The 18,486-nt window shown below is 63.2% G+C and carries 25 protein-coding genes and 1 tRNA gene; 14 read left to right on the top strand and 12 right to left on the bottom strand.

What is annotated here, in order from left to right; translation table 11 throughout:
* The first annotated feature begins 41 nt into the window (after positions 1-41).
* Genes EN818_RS15350 through EN818_RS15340 form a run of 3 tightly spaced genes read left to right on the top strand, consistent with a single transcriptional unit; the run spans position 42 to position 1,952 of the window.
* Complete coding sequence (locus tag EN818_RS15350; protein WP_135904688.1) at positions 42-1,421, top strand: hypothetical protein; 1,380 nt, start codon at positions 42-44, stop codon at positions 1,419-1,421.
* Positions 1,418-1,615, top strand: coding sequence for a hypothetical protein (locus EN818_RS15345; RefSeq protein ID WP_135904686.1), 198 nt, complete (start codon positions 1,418-1,420; stop codon positions 1,613-1,615). The genes EN818_RS15350 and EN818_RS15345 overlap by 4 nt, the downstream gene beginning before the upstream one ends.
* Positions 1,616-1,652: 37 nt before the next feature.
* The gene (locus EN818_RS15340) at positions 1,653-1,952 is read left to right on the top strand and encodes a hypothetical protein (RefSeq protein ID WP_135904684.1); all 300 of its coding nucleotides are present in this window, start codon (positions 1,653-1,655) and stop codon (positions 1,950-1,952) included.
* Here the strand turns inward: EN818_RS15340 and EN818_RS15335 are convergent.
* Positions 1,949-2,509, bottom strand: a complete 561-nt coding sequence (locus EN818_RS15335) for a hypothetical protein (protein ID WP_135904682.1) — start codon at positions 2,507-2,509, stop codon at positions 1,949-1,951. The genes EN818_RS15340 and EN818_RS15335 overlap by 4 nt on opposite strands.
* Before the next feature lie 59 nt (positions 2,510-2,568).
* Here EN818_RS15335 and EN818_RS15330 point away from each other — a divergent pair, with 59 nt between their 5' ends.
* The gene (locus EN818_RS15330) at positions 2,569-2,832 is read left to right on the top strand and encodes a hypothetical protein (RefSeq protein WP_135906531.1); all 264 of its coding nucleotides are present in this window, start codon (positions 2,569-2,571) and stop codon (positions 2,830-2,832) included.
* Here EN818_RS15330 and EN818_RS15325 read toward each other — a convergent pair.
* Entirely contained in the window at positions 2,829-3,032 is a 204-nt protein-coding gene (locus EN818_RS15325) for an Arc family DNA-binding protein (protein ID WP_135904678.1), read from the bottom strand. The genes EN818_RS15330 and EN818_RS15325 overlap by 4 nt on opposite strands.
* Before the next feature lie 308 nt (positions 3,033-3,340).
* Here EN818_RS15325 and EN818_RS15320 point away from each other — a divergent pair, with 308 nt between their 5' ends.
* Positions 3,341-3,550, top strand: coding sequence for a hypothetical protein (locus EN818_RS15320; RefSeq protein ID WP_135904676.1), 210 nt, complete (start codon positions 3,341-3,343; stop codon positions 3,548-3,550).
* A 111-nt stretch (positions 3,551-3,661) separates the two neighbouring features.
* Here EN818_RS15320 and EN818_RS15315 read toward each other — a convergent pair.
* Together EN818_RS15315 and EN818_RS15310 are read right to left on the bottom strand one after the other, a co-directional pair.
* Positions 3,662-3,737 (bottom strand) — tRNA-Lys (locus EN818_RS15315).
* Between the two features lie 106 nt (positions 3,738-3,843).
* Positions 3,844-4,746, bottom strand: a complete 903-nt coding sequence (locus EN818_RS15310; RefSeq protein WP_095809444.1) for a PhzF family phenazine biosynthesis protein — start codon at positions 4,744-4,746, stop codon at positions 3,844-3,846.
* Positions 4,747-4,881: 135 nt separating this feature from the next.
* Between EN818_RS15310 and EN818_RS15305 the strand changes: the two genes are divergently transcribed.
* The 4 genes from EN818_RS15305 to EN818_RS15290 all read left to right on the top strand — a co-directional run bounded on the left by EN818_RS15305 (position 4,882) and on the right by EN818_RS15290 (position 8,406).
* Complete coding sequence (locus EN818_RS15305; RefSeq protein ID WP_095809445.1) at positions 4,882-6,171, top strand: efflux RND transporter periplasmic adaptor subunit; 1,290 nt, start codon at positions 4,882-4,884, stop codon at positions 6,169-6,171.
* 4 nt (positions 6,172-6,175) lie between these two features.
* Positions 6,176-6,880, top strand: a complete 705-nt coding sequence (locus EN818_RS15300; protein ID WP_095809446.1) for an ABC transporter ATP-binding protein — start codon at positions 6,176-6,178, stop codon at positions 6,878-6,880.
* The gene (locus tag EN818_RS15295; RefSeq protein ID WP_095809447.1) at positions 6,877-8,094 is read left to right on the top strand and encodes an ABC transporter permease; all 1,218 of its coding nucleotides are present in this window, start codon (positions 6,877-6,879) and stop codon (positions 8,092-8,094) included. Before EN818_RS15300 ends, EN818_RS15295 begins: the two co-directional genes overlap by 4 nt.
* 81 nt (positions 8,095-8,175) lie before the next feature.
* Positions 8,176-8,406, top strand: a complete 231-nt coding sequence (locus EN818_RS15290; RefSeq protein WP_095809448.1) for a hypothetical protein — start codon at positions 8,176-8,178, stop codon at positions 8,404-8,406.
* 13 nt (positions 8,407-8,419) lie between these two features.
* On the opposite strand, the gene EN818_RS15285 is transcribed toward EN818_RS15290, so the two are convergent.
* Both EN818_RS15285 and EN818_RS15280 read right to left on the bottom strand, forming a co-directional pair.
* Positions 8,420-9,136: a hypothetical protein gene (locus tag EN818_RS15285; RefSeq protein WP_095809449.1), complete on the bottom strand. Its 717-nt coding sequence runs from the start codon at positions 9,134-9,136 to the stop codon at positions 8,420-8,422.
* Positions 9,137-9,138: 2 nt separating this feature from the next.
* Positions 9,139-10,251, bottom strand: a complete 1,113-nt coding sequence (locus EN818_RS15280; protein WP_135904674.1) for an endonuclease/exonuclease/phosphatase family protein — start codon at positions 10,249-10,251, stop codon at positions 9,139-9,141.
* Between the two features lie 163 nt (positions 10,252-10,414).
* Between EN818_RS15280 and EN818_RS15275 the strand changes: the two genes are divergently transcribed.
* Both EN818_RS15275 and EN818_RS15270 read left to right on the top strand, forming a co-directional pair.
* Entirely contained in the window at positions 10,415-10,999 is a 585-nt protein-coding gene (locus EN818_RS15275; protein WP_095809451.1) for a BA14K family protein, read from the top strand.
* Between the two features lie 171 nt (positions 11,000-11,170).
* Positions 11,171-11,455, top strand: coding sequence for a PilZ domain-containing protein (locus EN818_RS15270; RefSeq protein ID WP_095809452.1), 285 nt, complete (start codon positions 11,171-11,173; stop codon positions 11,453-11,455).
* Between the two features lie 330 nt (positions 11,456-11,785).
* Here EN818_RS15270 and ilvC read toward each other — a convergent pair whose 3' ends face one another.
* From ilvC to EN818_RS15255, 3 genes are all read right to left on the bottom strand, one after another.
* On the bottom strand, positions 11,786-12,805 hold the full coding sequence (gene ilvC, locus EN818_RS15265; protein WP_095809453.1) for a ketol-acid reductoisomerase: 1,020 nt from the start codon (positions 12,803-12,805) through the stop codon (positions 11,786-11,788).
* Positions 12,806-12,933: 128 nt separating this feature from the next.
* Positions 12,934-13,611, bottom strand: a complete 678-nt coding sequence (locus EN818_RS15260) for a TetR/AcrR family transcriptional regulator (protein ID WP_095809454.1) — start codon at positions 13,609-13,611, stop codon at positions 12,934-12,936.
* 134 nt (positions 13,612-13,745) lie between these two features.
* The gene (locus EN818_RS15255; protein WP_095809455.1) at positions 13,746-14,201 is read right to left on the bottom strand and encodes a MarR family winged helix-turn-helix transcriptional regulator; all 456 of its coding nucleotides are present in this window, start codon (positions 14,199-14,201) and stop codon (positions 13,746-13,748) included.
* 95 nt (positions 14,202-14,296) lie between these two features.
* Between EN818_RS15255 and EN818_RS15250 the strand changes: the two genes are divergently transcribed.
* A complete protein-coding gene (locus EN818_RS15250; RefSeq protein WP_095809456.1) occupies positions 14,297-14,602 on the top strand; it encodes a Rieske (2Fe-2S) protein in 306 nt (101 codons plus the stop codon).
* A 1-nt stretch (position 14,603) separates the two neighbouring features.
* The gene (locus EN818_RS15245) at positions 14,604-15,317 is read left to right on the top strand and encodes a glutathione S-transferase family protein (protein WP_165350016.1); all 714 of its coding nucleotides are present in this window, start codon (positions 14,604-14,606) and stop codon (positions 15,315-15,317) included.
* Here EN818_RS15245 and EN818_RS15240 read toward each other — a convergent pair.
* Complete coding sequence (locus tag EN818_RS15240; RefSeq protein WP_095809458.1) at positions 15,271-16,500, bottom strand: NAD(P)/FAD-dependent oxidoreductase; 1,230 nt, start codon at positions 16,498-16,500, stop codon at positions 15,271-15,273. The genes EN818_RS15245 and EN818_RS15240 overlap by 47 nt on opposite strands.
* Before the next feature lie 92 nt (positions 16,501-16,592).
* Positions 16,593-17,000: a helix-turn-helix domain-containing protein gene (locus EN818_RS15235; protein WP_095809459.1), complete on the bottom strand. Its 408-nt coding sequence runs from the start codon at positions 16,998-17,000 to the stop codon at positions 16,593-16,595.
* Positions 17,001-17,136: 136 nt separating this feature from the next.
* On the opposite strand from EN818_RS15235, the gene EN818_RS15230 reads away from it, so the two are divergent.
* Positions 17,137-18,030: an SDR family oxidoreductase gene (locus tag EN818_RS15230; protein WP_095809460.1), complete on the top strand. Its 894-nt coding sequence runs from the start codon at positions 17,137-17,139 to the stop codon at positions 18,028-18,030.
* A 66-nt stretch (positions 18,031-18,096) separates the two neighbouring features.
* Here the strand turns inward: EN818_RS15230 and EN818_RS15225 are convergent.
* A partial coding sequence (locus EN818_RS15225; RefSeq protein WP_189523974.1) for a KUP/HAK/KT family potassium transporter occupies positions 18,097-18,486 on the bottom strand: 390 nt, incomplete at its 5' end.

Here is an 18,486-nt window from a genome sequence, read left to right as displayed (position 1 = left end):
TCGATCCACAGGCCGTTTTGACATCACGAAAGGACTTCGCCATGTTCGCCAGTTCCAGACTGCAACCGCGCGAGGGGCACCGCATGGGCAAGGTCGAGATCAAGATCCCGCTTGTCACCTGGCGCGACGGCCGGCCGCGCTTCATTCCGCCGGAGAGCCTGCGCAAGCTCGGCTACAAGGGCGAAGATCTTCGCCATGGCAAATCCGGCCCGTGGTTCTCGCTCGATGAGGCGATCGCCTGGTCGAAGCGGCGCGAGCTCGAGATCGCGGAGAAGCGCGCAGCGATCGCCGCCGGCGAGACGACGCCAAAGAAGCTCGCCAACGCGGCCGAGCGCGCAAGGCTCGCCGGCGTCACCACCATCAGCCAGCTCGTCGAGGCCTTCCTCGACAAGAACCCGCGTATGAAGGGCGTGCCGATCATCGACGGCAAGAAGCGCCGCAAGCCGCTCGCGGCCGCCACCGTGCGCGGCTACAAGGGCTCGGCGCGCGTGCTCGAGCAGCTGGAGGACGGCGCGGCCTGGCACGAGCCGGCCGACGATGTGACGCCGAAGGTGCTGACCGGGATCCTGGACAAGGTCGAGGTCAAGCACGGGCTCGCCCAGGCGCGCGCGCTGCGCGCCATGATCTCGGCCGCCTATGGGTTCGGCCGCTCCAAGGCCGGCGGCTACATCGTCAGGCACAATCCGGTCGCCGGCCTCGAGGACACCCTGCCGGTGCTCGAGCCACGGATCCGCGTCGGCTCGATCGCCGAAATGGTGCATCTGGTCGCGGTCTGCGATGCGCTCGGCTTCCCCGATATTGGCGACAGCGTCACGCTCGGCCTCTATACGGCGCAGCGCCAAGCCGATCGCCTCGCCCTCGAGGACAGCAAGATCACCAGCGAGGGCATTCTGTTTCACCAACGCAAGAAGGGCGGCCAGCCCCTGTTGATCCCGATGGTCGAGATCCTGCGCGATCGCGTCGTCGCCGCGGCTAAACGCCGGTCCGACTGGCGCCTCAACTATGCCCACGTGCTGATCGACGAGCGGCTGCGCCGGCCGTGGGACGATCACCGCTATCGCAAAGCCTTCCGCGTCCTGCGCCACGCTGCAGCGTTCGGCACGCTGGAAAAGGTCGAGGGCAAGAACGCGCCAACGCCGATGGCCGTCCAGCTGCTCGGCAAGGTCGACGTGCGCGCCGTGATGGACGCGGCCGGTTTGAAGCCGATGCCGAGCCTGGCCGACTTCCACGACCAGGACCTGCGCGACACCGCCGTGACCTGGTTGGCGCTGGCCGGTTGCACAAAATGGGAGATCGCCTCGATCACTGGCCACAGCTTGAAGTCGATCGACGAGATCCTGAAACACTATTTCGGCCTACATCCCGAGCTCGCTCGCTCCGGTATGGCCAGGATGGAGAAGTGGCGGAGGACTGCACGATGAAGCGCGGGTCGGGAGCCGGTATTGTGTTCGCCGCAGGATGGCTCTGCAGCGAACACAGCCATGATGATATCGCGGCAGATCTACTCGAGGCGGCCGGGCTCGAGACAATCGAAAAGTGCCAGGCTGTCGCGGATCGGTACGACGTGGGCCTTGCTAAGCCCGCCTTGCAGTTGCTCAAGGATCGTCGCGACTAGAACTTGACGCCGGCGACGGCCGCGCCATCCTCTCGGGATGGCGCAGGACATTGACATAGGCGACGAGGTCACGCTCGAGATCACGATCGTCAAGCTGCTCGAGGGCGGCCGCGCCAGCGTCCGGATCACCGGCTACGATCACCCGTTTTCCATGGCCGTGCCGCCCAAGTCGAAGGTCGGTGACAAGCTCGAGCTCACGCGCGAAGCGGTGCGCGTCGACGACGATCTGGGCACAGTCACGGTCTCGATCGGCCAGCCCGTCACCGTCCGCCAGTCTGCCGTCGCGGCCAGCCGGCCGCCGCCGCGCAAGAAGCCATTGCGCGACAAGCCTACCTAGCACCCAGGCGCTGATTGGCCGTTCCATTCGTCGGCCTCTTGCCGTGGGGGCTGGTCCATATGTTCAGGCCACACAAGAGAACGCTCCGGCCAAGCAAAAGCGGCCTCGAGCCACATCAGGCATTTTCTCGTATATTCAAAATAGGCCTCCTGCTGTTTCAGGAGCTCGAGGTTCGTGGACTTCCATCGAATGATGCCATCCGCCTTCCACGGGATATCTCTGGCGTTCGTGAAAAGGAGCTTTCCGCTATGGTGCACCCATTGTGCGTGTGCGTATTGATTTCGAAGTCCCTTGCAAAAGCGTAGAGCTCCGATCGCTTCGCCAAATTTGGCTTCAAATCCTCGCTCGACCATCTTGTGCCTAACCAACCGATTGACCAGATCGAGCCGTGTTCCTTCGTTCTCGATGGTGTGAATGGCATCGAGAACCGCCCATTTTTCGCCTACAGCCAGCCCGCCGATGAAGCAAAGGCATATGTCGAGTTCACTGTAGCCTATGACCATAAGGCCGATCAGGTTCGATTCTTCGGGAAATGCGTTGTGTGACGGGTTGATCATGTTGGGAAAATTTTCCTTGACTGCTTGACGGCGCTGGCGGTCGGAACGAAATCGGAACGATGGATCCGCTTTTCGACGCCGTGCCGGGCAAGGCTTACTATGCCATCAGCTTCCGTGACATCCCGGAAACCTACATCCTGGGCGGCCGCTGCATCCTCTGTCGGCATGTCGGCCCAGTCGATCGACACCGGATAGAGCAGCGGCACGGCGCCGGCGAGCAACTGCGGTATGTCGGCCGGCATCTGCGGTGCCTGGCTTGCGGCAATACCGTGCGAAATCATTTTACGGTCGTGGGCTGTTATCTGACCGTGTTGCTGACCTAGCCGCCGCCGTCCAACTCCGTCATCGCCTGGGCCAACAGCTTCTTTACGTTCCCGCGCGTGTCGCTGGTAAGTTCGAACGATCCCTCCAGCCTGGCCGCGACCTCTTCGTTGAAGCTGCGCCCGTTCTCGGCCGCCGCAACTTTCAGCTTCTTTTTGAGCTCCGGCGTCAGGCGGATGTGAGAATCAAGGCGGCTGGTCATATCGATTTTATGGCTGAAAGCGGATCGCGGGGAAATCGGCCCACACCGTGGGTAAAAATGCCCACAACAGCGCCCACTTATCCCCGCTGTTCACACTTAGATTAATTGGTGCAACTGTTCGTGATTGATTGGCGCGCTCTACCCGCTAGCATTGCGCCCATCCCGCCGAAGAAGCGGGACGAGCAAGACCGTGGAAGGGTCATGCGGCTTCCTGACGGGACGGGAAGAAGCGGCTGACGCGTGGTTTTAAGTTCGCATTCCAACCAGCAACGCCGGGCCGTGCGAGGGGTCCAGCGAAGCCAACACGCGTGAAGGAAATGGACGAGCATTTTAATAGCATTGATCTCTACAACAGCGAGATCGAGGGCATCCTGGACGCCCTCGTTTTCATCCGCCTCGAGGCCGAGCCGGAACAGCACCAGGCGCTGAACGGCGCTTGTGTGACGCTACTCTATCTGGCCAGGGAACGCCTGCAGAAGGCTTCCGCGAAACTGGATGAGCTCAGGGCCGCCGCCTGAAAAGCTCACGTGAGCCGTGAGCCGGTCCCAAGACCGGCTCATGTTCCCTGCCTGTTCCTCACAGCGTTTTCAGGGAATGCCTGCAAGCAATTGATATGTCAGGGGTTCGAATGGTGGGTGTGCACAGGATCGAACTGTGGACCCGCTGATTAAGAGTCAGCTGCTCTACCAACTGAGCTACACACCCACACTGCCGGGAAAACCCAGCGTCGGCGGCGCATATAGCCGCCGGTTTCGGCTATGTCCAGCCCTGCCGGATCATTTCCCGAGAAATCACCGAATTGCCGCAGCTGTCAGAGGGTTAACTTGCCTTCCGCGACTTTGACCGCATGGCCGCCAATGCGCGCGGAGGCCAGTTTTCCGCCGTCGACATTGAGCTCGAGCCGGATACGCGACGGCCTGCCCATCTCCAGTCCCTGCTCGATCCAGAGCTGCGAAATGCCGTCGGTCGGGCCGTCGAAATGCATGATCGCGCCAGCAAAAGCCGCTGCCGCCGAACCGGTCGCGGGGTCCTCGTAGGAGGGATTGCCGGGCACGATCATGCGCACATGGAAGGCGCTGTCGTGGTGCAGCGTCTCGCGGCAATAGATATAGGGGCTGGCGAAGGCCCATTCGCTTTTGCGCGGCGCGAGTTCCGACCAAGCCTGGTTGTCCAGCCTGGCCCGTGCCGCCTCTTCCAGGCCTGCAACCGGAATCATGACGTAGGGCACGCCAGCCGACCAGAAGGAGACGCGGTGATTCTCGAAGCCGAGCTCGTGCGGAGCGAGGCCAAGCGCTGCTCCGATTGCTTCCGGGTCGGCTTTGAGCTCCAACTGCTCCGGCAGTTTCGCGAGATCGAACTCCGCGAAGGTGGAACCGTCGTGCTTGCTCACCGCGCAACGCACGGGGCCGATATTCTCCTCCAGCACGAAGATGCCTGCCGCCTCGCCTGCCAGTTCCGCCAGGGCGATCGCCGTGCCGACCGTCGGATGGCCGGCGAACGGCATTTCGTAGTCGGGCGTGAAGATGCGGATCCGATTGCGGTGCTTGGGATTGTCGGGCGGCAGCACGAAGACCGTCTCGGAGAGGTTGAACTCGCGCGCGATGGCCTGCATGGCCGCGGTGTCCAGACCCTCACAGTCGAGCACCACGGCGACGGGATTCCCGGCCAGCTTTTCGGTCGTAAACACATCGTAAAGCAAGTAATTGCGCGCCATGGAGAAAACCTTCTGCCTCCGCCTCGAATGTCTGCGCCCAGCCCCAACATGAGCGAAATTTAATTTGAAATTCGAAGCTCGAAGCCTGATCTGTGCAAGATAGGGACATCGATTTTTTCACTATAGGGGTCCGGGGTGGACCAGCTTGTCAATCCGCCAAAGGCCGAATCCGATCCTTCCATCGAGGCGGCTCTCGGTCTCGACCGCAAGGGCATGAACCGCAAGCGCCGGCGCGGCTGGCTCTTTGCGGTGTTGACGCTCGCGTTGGTCGCTGCCGGCATCGGCGGCTACCAGTGGTATGCAGCCTCCCCGCCCAGGATCGAGTATACCACGGTCCCGGCGGCCATCGCCGACCTTACCGTTGCAGTGTCCGCCACCGGCACGCTGCAACCGCTGACGCAGGTCGACATCTCCAGCGAGCTGTCCGGCGTCGTCCGCTCTGTTGCGGTCAACGAGAACCAGCAGGTGAAGAAGGGCGACGTGCTGGCGACACTCGACACCGCCAAGCTCGAGGTGCAGATCGAGCGCGCCACCGCCTCGGCCAAGGCGGCTACCGCCGCCATCGAGAACGCCAAGGTCACGCTGCAGGAAGACGAGAATGCGCTTACCCGGGCGAGCGAGCTTACCAAGCGCGGCATGGCGACCGACCAATCGCTCGAAGCAGCGACCGCGACGCGCGACCGCTCCAAGGCGGCGCTGGACAGCGCCGAGGCCAATCTCGCCATTGCCCAGGCCGACCTCAAGGCGCAACAGACCGATCTAGCCAAAAGCACAATCTATGCGCCGATCGACGGCATCGTGCTGACGCGTTCGGTCGATCCCGGCCAGACGGTCGCATCCTCGCTGCAGGCGCCGGTGCTGTTCGTCATCGCCGCCGACTTGCGCAACATGGAACTGCAGGCGGCGGTGGACGAAGCCGATATCGGCACGGTCAAGCCCGGCCAGCATGCCCGCTTCACCGTCGATGCCTTCCCGGATCGTCCCTTCGATGCCGAGATCCGCGACATTTCCTACGCCTCGGTCACCACCGACGGCGTCGTCACCTACAACGCAAGGCTGGAGGTCGACAACAGCGAGCTGCTGCTGAGGCCCGGCATGACCGCCACCGTCTCGGTGGTCACCAGACAGGCCAAGGGCGTGCTTACCGTGCCGGCCACCGCCTTCCGCTATCGCCCGGCGCAGCAAATGGCCCGCGGCTGGAGCCTGCGCGATCTCTTCACCGGCCGCATGGGTCGCCCCAACTGGCGGCAGCGAGAGGTGACGAAGGCGCCGACCGACGGCTCGCGCACGCTCTATGTGCTGGAAAACGGCCGGCCGCGTCCGGTGAACGTCAGGATAGGCTCGACCGACGGCGAATTGACCGAGATCACGTCCGGGCTCGACGAAGGCGCTGAGATCATCACCGGCTCGCAGCAGCGGAGCTGATGTGATGTCGGCTCCCCTGCTCATCACTTTCGAAAAAGTCTGGAAGAGCTACGGGGAGGGCGAGGCGCGCGTGCACGCGCTCGCCGGTGTCGACCTCGCGATCCGCCGGGGCGAGTTCGTCGCCATCATGGGTCCGTCCGGCTCGGGCAAGTCGACGGCCATGAACATCATCGGCTGCCTCGACACGCCGACGGCCGGAACCTACAGCTTCATGGGCATCGATGCCGGCCGGCTCGACCGCAACCGCCGTGCCCTGCTGCGCAATCTCTATGTCGGCTTCGTCTTCCAAGGCTATAACCTTCTGCCGCGCACCACGGCGGCAGAAAACGTCGAACTGCCGCTGATCTATCGCGGCGTTGCCGCGCGCGAGCGTCGCCAACTCGCCATGCGGGCGCTGGCTGAGGTCGGCCTCACCGGACGCGAACATCACACGCCGGCCGAACTCTCCGGCGGCCAGCAGCAGCGCGTGGCGATCGCGCGCGCCATCGTCACCAGGCCGACGCTGCTCGTCGCCGACGAGCCGACAGGCAATCTCGACAGCGCGCGCACGCATGAGATCATGGAATTGCTGACCAGGCTCAACGCCGAGCTCGGCCTCACCATCGCCATGGTCACGCACGAGGCCGATGTCGCCGCCTATGCCGAGCGCACCGTGCGCTTCCTCGATGGCCATGTCGCCTCCGACACCGTGAACGCGGAGGCAGCATGATCTGGGAGACCATCCGCCTTTCGCTGATCTCCATCCGCAGGAACGTGCTGCGCTCCTTCCTGACGCTGCTCGGGATCGTCATCGGCGTTGCCGCCGTCATCGCGATGCTGACCATCGGCTCCGGCACCACCGAGAAGGTCAAGGCCGACATCTCCAAGCTTGGCAGCAACCTCTTGGTCGTCCGCTCCGGCCGCCCTGCCGGACCAGGCGGGCCGGGCGGGCTCGACCAGATCACGCGTCCCCTCGCCGCAAAAGATCTCGCAGCGCTCGTGGCGCATCTCAGCGGCGCCCGCGCGATCGCCCCAGCCTCGCAGAAGCAGGTCCGCGTCATCTTCGGCACGGAGAGCTTGACGTCCGGCGTCACTGGAACGGACAGCACCTATCTCGACGCGCGTGACTGGAAGCTCGTCTCCGGTCGCCCGTTCAGCGATTCCGAAACCCGGGCCGGCGCCGGCGTCTGCCTGATCGGCGAGACGGTGCGCCAGCAGTTCTTCGGTGCCGGCGATCCCGAGGGCGAGGTCATCCGCGTCAACCGCACCTCCTGCAGGATCATCGGCCTCCTCGAACCCAAGGGCTATACCGGTTTCGGCCAGGACCAGGACAATGTCGTGCTGATGCCGCTTGCCGCCTACCAGCGGCGCATCGCCGGCAACCGCGACATCGACTCGATCTACATCGCCGCCGACGACCGCACGCCGACCACCGAGTTGCAGCCCCGCGTCGAGGACATCCTGCGCGACACGCGCCGCATCACGCCGGACCGCGATCCCGATTTCTCGATCCGCGATATGACCCAGATAGCCGACGCGATGGCCAGCGCCACCACCACGATGACCGGCATGCTGGGCGCGGTCGCCGGCGTCAGCTTGCTGGTCGGAGGCATCGGCATCATGAACATCATGCTGGTGTCGGTCACCGAGCGCACCCGCGAGATCGGCATCAGGCTGGCGATCGGCGCGCATGAGAAGCACATCCTGATCCAGTTCCTGGTCGAGGCGACGGTGCTGTCGCTGCTCGGCGGCATCATTGGCATCCTGATCGGGCTGACGCTCGCCGGCCTCGCCGCGGCGACGCTGACCATACCCTTTGCGCCGAGCCCGGCGGTCATCCTGCTCGCTGTCGGGTTCTCGGCGCTGATCGGCATGGTGTTCGGATTCTTCCCCGCGCTGCGCGGTGCAAGGCTCGACCCTATCGAAGCCCTGAGGCATGAATAGGCAAAGTCGGCGCATTCGATCTGTTGCTCGACCACAGCCGATGGTAGACCGGGCACTAGGGCAGCATCGGGAACCAGGCGGATGAGCAAGAAGGCGCGTGTGATCCTTGCAGCGGTGGCTGTCGAAGCCATGCTGGGCGGCATCTGGTGGTATCTGGCCCGCTATGGGCTGGCCAATCCTGATCGCGTCGCCGCCAATTTCCAGGAAGTCGTCGGCCAGACGATGGGCATGGCGATGGGCGGCTTTCTCGGCCTTTGCCTGATCCTGTTTTTCGTTGCCGCCCGCAACGATCGCAAGGCGGCCAAATCATAGCTTGGCAGCAAAGCTAATCGCGGCCCGCAAAATGCCATTCGATGAGCGGCTTCATGTGACCCATCAGACCGTCCGGGAGATTGTCCGCATTGCGGATGACGACCGGCCCCTCGATCTCCGGCTCCGCTTCGGCGGCGATGAAGGCATTAATGCGCCGCGCGATCTCCTCGGCCGGCTCGGGGACATGATAGCGGCGGAAGATCACCGTGCCACTTGGGGCTGACAGGGCGTGATAGCGCCGGCCACGTTCGGCTCCCGAAAGGTCGAGTCCGGTTTCCTCGGCCACCTCGCGGACCATGTTGAAGTCGACATCGACGAGACCGTCACGGAAATCGATCGGCTCGAACGAGCCGGCGGCGAAGTAGATCCGGCCGGCATTGACCGTGTGCGAGCCCATGCGGATCGCCACCAGCGCATTGTCGCCGGCGACCAGCATGGCGTGCGCGTAAGCGTGCTCGGCGCCGCTCAGCGCGCGGTTCTTGCGCCACAGCATGAACGTCGAGTACTTCACGGCATGGCAGCGGCCGGTGAGCCTGTTGTCGCGATAGCCGAGCGCCGAAAGCAGCACCACGGTTCCGTCATAGAGCGCCGGCTTTGCGCTCGTCTCGCTTCGCCAGTTTTCGGCGATCGCAGCCCGGTTGCCTTGTTCGAAGGGATGCGGCGCGGGATCGAGCCGCACGTCGACTTCGTCGACCGGCAGGATGACGTTGCGCGGCAGATCGAAACTCACGGTCAGGCCATGTCCAGTGTAATAACAACCGGGCAATGGTCCGAGGCCTTCGGCCGATCCCAGCCGGCGCGCGGGTAACGCTCGACCTCCTGTCCCGCGGGAAAAATGGTTCGCCAGGGTTGGCCGTTACGGATGATGTCCGGAACAGCCGTGGCGTTCTTCGCCGCCAGCGCTTTCGACAGCAAGATGTAATCGAGCTGGCACAGGTGCCGCTCTTCCGGGCCGCGCGTGTGATAGAAGCTCCAACGGTCCATCTCCGGCCGCCGTTCAACGACATTCTCGCAGAAACCGCCGGCGGTGAGCACATTGATCGATGATTGGGCTTCGTCGACCACATGGAAGCGATAGCCGTCGAAACTGTCGCCCTCGATCTTCACCCGTTGCCGGTAGTCGTTCATATCGCCGCAGATCGCCCAGCGCTTGCCGGCGGCATGGTCCTTGCCGAAGCGATCCTCGATGATGCGGCGGACGGCCTGCGCCTCGGCGATGCGCAGCGGCATGGTCGCCTCGCGGCCATCGAGCCCGTTGCGCGGCGAGCCCATCGACTTGAAATGCACGAGATAGAGCGTCAGCGGCACGCCGCCGACAGTCAGATCGATTTCGAGGCAGTCGCGCCGGAAGATGCGGTCAGTCGCCAGATGCCCGAGCGTCGCGAGTTCCTGCGTGAACAGGCCGAACTGTTCGAAGGTGACATAGGCATGGCTGGTCATGCGCACGAACTCGATCGGCTGGCCCTGCGCGGTCTCGCTGCGCATCATCACCGCGACGTCGATGCCGCGAGTGTCATTGCCGGCAGTGGTGTACTTTTGGCGGTAGCCTTGGCCGATCATCTTGAACAGATAGCCGTATTCGAAGGCCTTCAGCGCCTCGATATTGTCGACTTCCTGCATGCAGATGATGTCCGCGCGGGTTGCAGCGATCGCGAGCGCGGTCAGCTGCCGCGTGTCGTCCGATTGGGCGATTGTGCGCGCCTGCTCGAGCGCCGTGTACTCGGCCTCGCTCTGGATATCGAACAGCGCCAGAGTGCGATCCTCATTGAGCTGGTTTCGATAACCGGAAAAATCGAACCTGTTCATCAGGTTCTCGACGTTGAAAGTGGCCAGGCGCAGCGACATGGCCGAGACCTTTGCCTAGAAGCCAAGACGAAGACAAGAGCCAGGCCCGCTCGGGATGGTTTACGGAACCTTTCTGTTCATCTTCCGTTCAGATGAAAAGTCCCATTAATAGGCCTCTTCCGGGGTGTGCTCGGCGTGGGGCCCTTAGTCCTTGGAGAGTGAAATGAAACCGCTCTTGTCTTCTCTCGGATCCGGGGCGATTTCCCTGGGTCTTCTTGCGGGCCTGACGGTGTCGTCGCTTGCCGGTCCTATCCTTCAACCTGACCTATCGACGGCGAGCAGCACGGCCGCACCGCAGATCATTCCTGTTCGCGACGATTGGGCCGGCGGCAACAACAATCAGCAAATGTATGACTGGCGCTGGCGCCGTGGAGGTGACTTCAGATGGCGGAACGATGGCTTCCGCGCACGCAATTTCTCCCGCAACTGGGACAACGGCAATTGGGATGGCAATTGGCGCTGGCGGCACCGTCATCGTCATCGGCATTTCGACAATGGTAGCGCGGCGCTTCTTGGGCTGGGACTCGGCCTAGGCCTGGGCAGCCTCGCCTACAACAACTACTACGACCCTTACTATTATGATCCCTATCCGCGTTATTACCAGCCGAGGCGGATCTACCGGACCGAGCGGCTCTCCAGGGCGCATGTCCGCTGGTGCTACAATCGCTACCGGTCGTATCGGGCCTGGGACAACACGTTCCAGCCCAACTATGGCCCGCGTCGCCAGTGCATCTCGCCCTACATCTGAGCCGCCCATCGGCATAGGAACGGAACGGCGCCAGATCTGGCGCCGTTTTATTTGGCAGTTCCGCATCCTCCCTGCCCAAGCGATAACTGTAAATTCATGAGGGGCATCTATCCATCCGGGCTGACGCCCACATCAGGATCGCAACGCAGCGATTGCGAGGACAGGCCCGCCATGGCCGAAAACGAAATCAGAGCCAAGCACCGGCAGCGCGTGCTCAAGGGCGCCGCAATCCTGACCGGCATCACCAATTCCGAGGTGAAGTGCACCGTGCGCAACATGAACCCCGGCGGAGCCGAATTGAAGGTGCCGATCGAAGCGCGCGTGCCCGACGAGTTCCTGCTCTATGTGCCGACCGATGGCATCGGCTACAAGGCGGTCGTCCGCTGGCGGCGCGAAGGCCGCATCGGCGTAGCGTTCACCGGCACTGAGCCGAAGCCGCATTGGCACTATGGCTGAGGCGATGGTGACCTCGGCCCGCGCGTGCCGAGCGAAGCGCGTTGTGTAGCACCCTTCTCCATCGCATGAACACCAGAGCGCGAAAAGCCGGCGGATCGCTCCGCCGGCTCTGATCAACCAGCCATGGAATTTCGTTCTTGGCCTTGTCGCCCGGCTGTTCTTGGCGATCGCCCCAGCGCGACCGCAGGGCAAAGCCCGAGGACGCGCAAGGCAACGGAGCGTGGATCGCTTTAGTTCTTGGCCTTGTCGACCAGCTTGTTCTTGGCGATCGCCCCGCGCGACCGCAGGGCAAAGCCCGAGGACGCGCAAGGCAATGGAGCGCGGGTCGCTTTAGTTCTTGGCCTTGTCGACCAGCTTGTTCTTGGCGATCCACGGCATCATTGCGCGCAGCTTGGCGCCGACCTCTTCGATCTGATGGCTGTCATTGTTGCGGCGGATGCCCTTGAAGCGTGCGAGACCGGCACGGTACTCCTGCATCCATTCCGAGGTGAACTTGCCGGTCTGGATGTCCTTCAGCACGCGCTTCATCTCGGCCTTGGTCTCGGCGGTGATGATGCGCGGGCCCGAGACATATTCGCCCCATTCGGCGGTGTTCGAGATCGAGTAGTTCATGTTGGCGATGCCGCCCTCATAGATGAGATCGACGATCAGCTTCACCTCGTGAAGGCACTCGAAATAAGCCATTTCCGGCGCATAGCCGGCTTCCACCAGCGTCTCGAAGCCCGCGCGGATGAGTTCGACCAGGCCGCCGCACAACACCACCTGCTCGCCGAACAGGTCCGTCTCGCATTCCTCGCGGAAATTGGTCTCGATGATGCCCGAGCGGCCGCCGCCGACGCCGCAGGCGTAGGAGAGCGCCAGATCGAGCGCGTTGCCCGAGGCGTCCTGGTTGACGGCGACCAGGCACGGCACACCGCCGCCCTTCTGGTATTCACCGCGCACGGTGTGGCCGGGACCCTTCGGCGCGATCATGACAACGTCAACCGAAGCCTTGGGCTCGATGAGCCCGAAGTGCACATTGAGGCCGTGCGCAAAGGCGATCGCGGCGCCATCGCGGATGTTCGGCGCGATCTCGTTCTTGTAGATGTCGGCCTGCAATTCGTCGGGCGTCGCCATCATCATCAGGTCGGCCCACTTGGCGATATCCGCCACGCTCATCACTTTCAGCCCGTCGGCCTCGACCTTCTTGGCGGTCGCCGACCCCGGCTTGAGGCCGATGGCAATCTCCTTGACGCCGGAATCCTTCAGGTTGAGCGCATGCGCCCGGCCCTGGCTGCCATAGCCGATGATGGCGACCTTCTTGCCCTTGATCAGATTGAGATCGGCGTCACGATCGTAATAAACACGCATTTCGTCTTCCTTCCCGTTTGACGTTCAGACCACGATGCCGAAAAGTGTGAAGCGGTTTTCGGACGACATCATGCTCTATCTCTTTGATTTGGAGCCGGATTCAGATTTCAGGCCGACATGACCTGAAATCATCCGCCTCCAGGGCCTTGCGGCCGGTTGTTTGCTCCGAAAAGAGCGAGAAACTGCTGCGTCGCGCGTACGGCATCGCCGCCGATCGTCGCCTCAGTCGATTCCAGTCGGTCGCCCAGCAAAAGCCGGATCTGCACGTCGCGGGCGACCAGCCCGAAAAAAGTGCGGAACGCCGTCTCGGCGTCCTCGAAGTGGAGCAGCCCGGCCTGTCGGCCTGCTTCCAATACCGGTTTCAAACGCCTGGCAAGCGCGAAACGCCCATTCTGCAATACGATGGCGCCGAGGTCATCCTTACCCTCTTTGCGCTTGATTGGACCGGCACGGCCGACAGCGACGCGATTCAGCGCGACCGAGGTATCGCTGGAGATCACCTTCAGCCAGTCGGAGGCGAAACGTTCGAGGCTTGTCGTCAGCGAAGCGAGGTCGAGCCCCTTGCGGTCGACTTGCGCCACGCGCACCTTCGAGGCCTGCCATTGGACCGTCGCCGTCAGCAGCCCGTCGCGATCGCCGAACCATTTGTAGAGCGTTTCCTTTGAGCAGCTTGCCCGCCGCGCCACCGCGGTCATGGTCAGGCTGTCGCCCTCCTCGACCAGGAGACGCAGCACCGCGTCCAGAACGGCCTGCTGCCGCTCGGTCAAGGCCTCGCTGTTGTCGATCTCGGGAGCAGGCTGCAACACGCTTTCCCCGTTTCCTTGTAGGCGGGCACTGAAGCCGTACCGTACGTTACGGTTCGGCTTTATTGCGCATTCTGTCGTCCAACGCAAGGGCTATTGCCGAAAATCGAGACGAGGCGCGCCGAGAGGCCTCGCGGCTACTCGCCAATCCGGGGAACACGCAGCCGCCCGAGCAAATCGCCCAGCGCTTCCATCTCCTTGGCGGAGAGCTTGCAGCCCATCAGATCGGTGATGGCAGCGCCGTAGACCGCCCAAATACGGCGCCGCGTCTCCCGGCCGGCCGGCGTGATGCGCACGGTCTGGCCGCGGCCATCATCGGAGACAGGCAGCTTTTCCACCAGGCCCTCCGCCTCGAGCCGGGCCAAGAGCCGCGAAACGTTATACTGCGCCAAGAGCACGCGATCGATCAACTCGAAGGGCCGCAATCCCCCCTCGCCGGCCTCGGCAAGCTCATGCAGCACGTCGTACCAGGCGAGCGGCGGCAGCCCGCCAGCCTTCAGTGCGTCCTCGGTCTTTTCGATCAGCTGGCGCGACACGCGCATCAGCCGGCCCCAGGCTTTGATGGCTTCGGGTGAAGGAGACTTCTTCGTCATCGCTGCAGCCTATTCGATAGATGCAATTGCATCAAGCTTGACGATCGATGCAGATGCATCCATATAGATGCAATTGCATTTAAAGGAGACATGCTGTGAAACATGAAATCTGCAAGATCGCCGACATTCCGCAAACCGGCAGCCTTGTCGCGCCTTTCTTCGGACGCGAGGTCCATGTCTGGCGCAGCGGCGAGCGCATCCGTGCCGCGGCCAACGCCTGCCTGCACTTCGGCGGGCCGCTCGCCTGCGAGGACGGCGCCTTCGTGTGCCAGTGGCATGGCGCCAAATTCGATATGGAAAACGGCGAACGGATCAACGGCCCGGCGCCGAAGGGCTCACGCCTGATGTTCCTGTCGACCCGCGTCGAGGATGGCGCCCTGAACTATGTCTGGGGAGAGTGAGATGACGACAAAACTCACCCTCGTCAGCCATCACCTGTGCCCCTACGTCCAGCGCGCCGCTATCTCGCTTGCCGAGAAAGGCGTGCCGTTCGAACGTGTCGACGTCGATCTTTCCAACAAGCCTGACTGGTTCAGGGCGATCTCCCCGCTCGGCAAGGTGCCGCTGTTGCGCGTCCAAAATAGTGACGAAGTGATCTTCGAATCCGCGGTCATCCTGGAGTTTCTCGAGGACACCGAGGCCAATCCATTGCATCCTGCCGATCCGCTGATACGGGCCAGGCACCGTGCCTGGATCGAATTCGGCTCGGCCATCCTCAACGCCATAGGCCGCTTCTATTCCGCTGCCGACGGAGCCGCTTTTTTCGCGGAAAGCAAGGCCCTGTCCGAAATGTTCGCGCGTGTGGAGGCGGAATTGTCGGCAAGGCAAAGCGGCCCATGGTTCGCCGGCGATCGTCTCTCGCTGGTCGATGCCGTCTACGGGCCGATCTTCCGCTACTTCGACACATTTGACGGCATCGGCGATTTCGGCATTCTCGCTGGCAAGCTTCGTGTTCAGGCGTGGCGCGATGCTTTGAGCACGCGGCAATCAGTGAAGGACGCAGTCGGCGCCGACTATCCACGGCGGCTGCTGGCCTTTCTGCGGGCGAAGGGATCCTATCTTTCCGAGATCATTCGGCTGCAGGCCACCGAAATTCCGCAAGCCCGATCCGCCTGAACGGGTCGATCACCGTCCCGGCGACCATGGCGGCGAGGAATTGCGGGCCCGGCGGGACTTTGGCCAGCATCGCCACCAGCCGGTCGCGGACCAGCGGCAGCGCCGCCGAGTCGGACTGATAGAACGGTGTCAGCGCCAATGACAGCGCCTGGAAGATGCGCACATGCCAACGGCGGGCAAGGGCGTAGGCTTCCAGCGCTTCGTCGATGCCGTTCGTCCGCGCCAGCGCCTGGCTGAGCGCGGCTGCATCGAGCAGCGCCATATTCGCGCCCTGCCCGAGTTGCGGGCTAGTCGAATGCGCGGCATCCCCAATCACCGCCATGCGTCGGCCGGTCGGTAGCTTCATGGTGTGGTGGCCATAGCGAGCCAGTGAAAGCTGCTCGAAATTCTCAACCTGGCGGGTGAAGACCTCGCATTCTGGCCACACTGAGACCACCCTCGCCTTCCAGGCGTCGAGCCCTGCCCTTTGGATGTTCTCGACGTCGGCCGGCTTCAGGCTCCAGAAGAAAGCGGCCATCTCTTCGGCGTCCGGTTCCGGCCGGCCGATCGGCAGCACGCCGACCATGATGCTTGCCTTGTCGTAGCGCTGCAGCAGCGCCCTTTTGTCGAAGCCGTTGCGCCAGCCGAGAGAAGCCCAGAAGGCGCCATAGGCGAGTGGCCGTGGCATTGCGGCGCCGCCAAGGTTCTGTCGCAGCCTGGAGCGCGCGCCGCTGGCATCGACGACCATTTCGAATGGTCCCAGCCGTTGTCCATTGCCGCAAACCAGCCTCGGCTGTTCGCCGATCTCCAGAGTCTCGATTTCAGTCTTGGTTTGGATCGCTATCGCTTCACGCTGCGCAGCGCGATACAGCACGCCGAAAAGGGCCGCTCGATGCACCGCGAGTCCGAAGCGGCCGCCGCGTCGCGCGCCGTAGCGGACATCGAGCACCGTGCGTCCGCTCTTCGCGTCCGTGCCGTGCAGCCGCTCAATGCGGCTTCCCAGCGACAGGATCTCGTCGAGCAAGCCGAGATCGGCGAGCACAGTCAGTCCGGTCGGCTGCAGGATCAGACCCGAACCGACCGGCTTCGGCTCGTCGAACCGTTCGAAGACGGTGACCTTATGCCCTGCCCGTTTGAGATAGAGCGCGGCGGCCAGCCCCGCCGGACCGGCGCCGGCAATCGCGATGTCGTAAGTTTTGTCCATGGCCCGCCCAGACCCAATCTGCGGGCACAATTCCTCATGGGCAGCGCCAAATCAACTTGGCGCATTGACGCTATCGCGGAAGAGACCGGGCCTCAGGCTCGGGCATCGAAGGCTGCCCGCGCTTCGCGCACCGCGTCATGGTTGAGTTCCGCCCACTGGACGAGTTGATACAAGGGAACCAACATCGATCGGCCCAGATCGGTAAGGCTATACTCGACGCTCGGCGGCTTGGTCGGGAATACCTGGCGATGGACATAACCGTCGCGCTGCAGCTCATACAGCGTCTGGGTGAGCATGCGCTGTGAGATGTCGGGCACCAGCCGCCGCAGCTCGCCGAAACGATAGGGTTTTTCCGCAAGCGCCATAACAAGCAACGAACTCCATTTGCCGTTGATGCCCTGCAACACGTCGCGAACCGGGCAGTCGGCCAAATTGGCGCCCTCCGTCATGGCCTTGTAGATCTCGATCTTGGATTTCAGATTGACGAATTTGCTGTCCATCGCCGGTTCCCTGGCTGTGCCTACCTCCCGAAAAACTGCCTTCTTTACGCCGGCTGGTCAATTCCTAATTTAGTGCTGGTCTCTTTTTGAGACCACCAATAGCACCCGCCTCCCGGCGCAAAATCAGGATCTATCTATGACCGAAACCCTTCTCGTTACCGGCGCCTCCGGCCAGCTTGGCCGTGGCGTCATCCGCCATTTGCTCGAAGCGCAAAAAGTCACGCCCTCACGCATCATCACCACCACCCGCGATCCGGAAAATCTCGTCGACCTGGCGGCGCTCGGTGTCACCGTCAGGGCGGCAGACTTCAACGACGCCGCCTCGCTGGAGAAGGCGTTTGCTGGCGCCGACCGTGTGTTGATCATCTCGACCGGCGAGCTCGAGCTTAAAAGCGGCCGGCGTCTCAAGCAGCATGAAGCGGCCGTCGCCGCGGCCAAGCAGGCCGGCGTCGCCCATCTTCTCTACACCTCGATGCCCAATCCCGAGCCGGGCTCGCCGGTTCTCTTCTCCGGAGATCACTACGGAACGGAGCAGGCGATCAAGGCCAGCGGTATCCCTTACACGATCTTCCGCAATGGCTGGTATCAGGAGAACCTGTTCATGGCGCTGCCACACGCCCTTTCGTCGGGCAAGTGGTACACTTCGGCAGGCGACGGGCGCATCGCCCATGGCTCCCGCGACGACATGGCCGCTGCGATTGCCGCAGGCCTGGCTTCCGATTCGAAGGCGAGCCAGATCTATACACTGACCGGTCCGCAGGCTTACACCACGGGGGAGATCGCCGCACTGGTAAGCGAAGTCACCGGCAAACCGCTAGAAGTCATTCAACTGCCGGATGAGGCGCTGACCGAGGGCGTCAAGGCGGCGGGTCTTCCGGAGGACCTCGCCCGTATCATCGTCTCCTTCGATGCCAACACGCGGGCCGGGCGTATCGACATGGTGACCGATGCGGTCGAGACGCTGTCGGGCCGCAAGTCGCGGACGCTCAAGGAGTTCGTGGAGGCAAACAAGGCCGCATTGCTCGGCTGAGGCCGGCAGCATTGCGAACGGCTGCCGCAGTGTGAAGGTCGCGCTCCTTGCGGGCGCGGCCTCTCTCTATATCGCCACCTGCGTGCCGATCTCGACGACGCGCCCCGTGGGGATCTGGAAGTACTCGGTCGCGTCCGCCGCGGTACGCGCAAGGCCGATGAACAGCCTGTCCTGCCAGACCGGCATGCCGGAATTGGGCGAGGCTTTCAGCGAGCGCCGCGACAGGAAGAACGAGGTCGTCATGATATCGAACTTCCAGCCCTGCTTGCGGCAGATCGCCAGCGCGCGCGGGATGTTCGGCTGCTCCATGTAGCCGAAGGTCAGCGTCACCCGCATGAACAGCTCGTTGACCGTCTCCATCTTGACGCGGTCGCTGTCCGGCACCACCGGCTGCGGCGCCGTCACCACCGACAGGATGACGTTCTGCTCGTGCAGCACCTTGTAGTGCTTGAGGCT

It is taken from the genome of Mesorhizobium sp. M3A.F.Ca.ET.175.01.1.1 (assembly GCF_004791945.1).
Classification (GTDB): Bacteria; Pseudomonadota; Alphaproteobacteria; order Rhizobiales; family Rhizobiaceae; genus Mesorhizobium.
The sequence above is the reverse complement of the archived record's forward strand: the minus strand, read 5'-3'. Positions and strand labels throughout refer to the sequence as shown.

Coding starts and splice junctions, on each gene's coding strand:
- EN818_RS15330 (WP_135906531.1), top strand. CDS start 2,569: ATGGATCCGCTTTTCGACGCCGTGCCGGGCAAGGCTTACTATGCCATC.
- EN818_RS15235 (WP_095809459.1), bottom strand. CDS start 17,000: ATGGACAGCAAATTCGTCAATCTGAAATCCAAGATCGAGATCTACAAG.
- EN818_RS15275 (WP_095809451.1), top strand. CDS start 10,415: ATGAAACCGCTCTTGTCTTCTCTCGGATCCGGGGCGATTTCCCTGGGT.
- EN818_RS15310 (WP_095809444.1), bottom strand. CDS start 4,746: ATGGCGCGCAATTACTTGCTTTACGATGTGTTTACGACCGAAAAGCTG.
- EN818_RS15240 (WP_095809458.1), bottom strand. CDS start 16,500: ATGGACAAAACTTACGACATCGCGATTGCCGGCGCCGGTCCGGCGGGG.
- ilvC (WP_095809453.1), bottom strand. CDS start 12,805: ATGCGTGTTTATTACGATCGTGACGCCGATCTCAATCTGATCAAGGGC.
- EN818_RS15270 (WP_095809452.1), top strand. CDS start 11,171: ATGGCCGAAAACGAAATCAGAGCCAAGCACCGGCAGCGCGTGCTCAAG.
- EN818_RS15340 (WP_135904684.1), top strand. CDS start 1,653: ATGGCGCAGGACATTGACATAGGCGACGAGGTCACGCTCGAGATCACG.
- EN818_RS15245 (WP_165350016.1), top strand. CDS start 14,604: ATGACGACAAAACTCACCCTCGTCAGCCATCACCTGTGCCCCTACGTC.
- EN818_RS15345 (WP_135904686.1), top strand. CDS start 1,418: ATGAAGCGCGGGTCGGGAGCCGGTATTGTGTTCGCCGCAGGATGGCTC.
- EN818_RS15300 (WP_095809446.1), top strand. CDS start 6,176: ATGTCGGCTCCCCTGCTCATCACTTTCGAAAAAGTCTGGAAGAGCTAC.
- EN818_RS15350 (WP_135904688.1), top strand. CDS start 42: ATGTTCGCCAGTTCCAGACTGCAACCGCGCGAGGGGCACCGCATGGGC.
- EN818_RS15290 (WP_095809448.1), top strand. CDS start 8,176: ATGAGCAAGAAGGCGCGTGTGATCCTTGCAGCGGTGGCTGTCGAAGCC.
- EN818_RS15255 (WP_095809455.1), bottom strand. CDS start 14,201: ATGACGAAGAAGTCTCCTTCACCCGAAGCCATCAAAGCCTGGGGCCGG.
- EN818_RS15325 (WP_135904678.1), bottom strand. CDS start 3,032: ATGACCAGCCGCCTTGATTCTCACATCCGCCTGACGCCGGAGCTCAAA.
- EN818_RS15230 (WP_095809460.1), top strand. CDS start 17,137: ATGACCGAAACCCTTCTCGTTACCGGCGCCTCCGGCCAGCTTGGCCGT.
- EN818_RS15280 (WP_135904674.1), bottom strand. CDS start 10,251: ATGTCGCTGCGCCTGGCCACTTTCAACGTCGAGAACCTGATGAACAGG.
- EN818_RS15295 (WP_095809447.1), top strand. CDS start 6,877: ATGATCTGGGAGACCATCCGCCTTTCGCTGATCTCCATCCGCAGGAAC.
- EN818_RS15335 (WP_135904682.1), bottom strand. CDS start 2,509: ATGATCAACCCGTCACACAACGCATTTCCCGAAGAATCGAACCTGATC.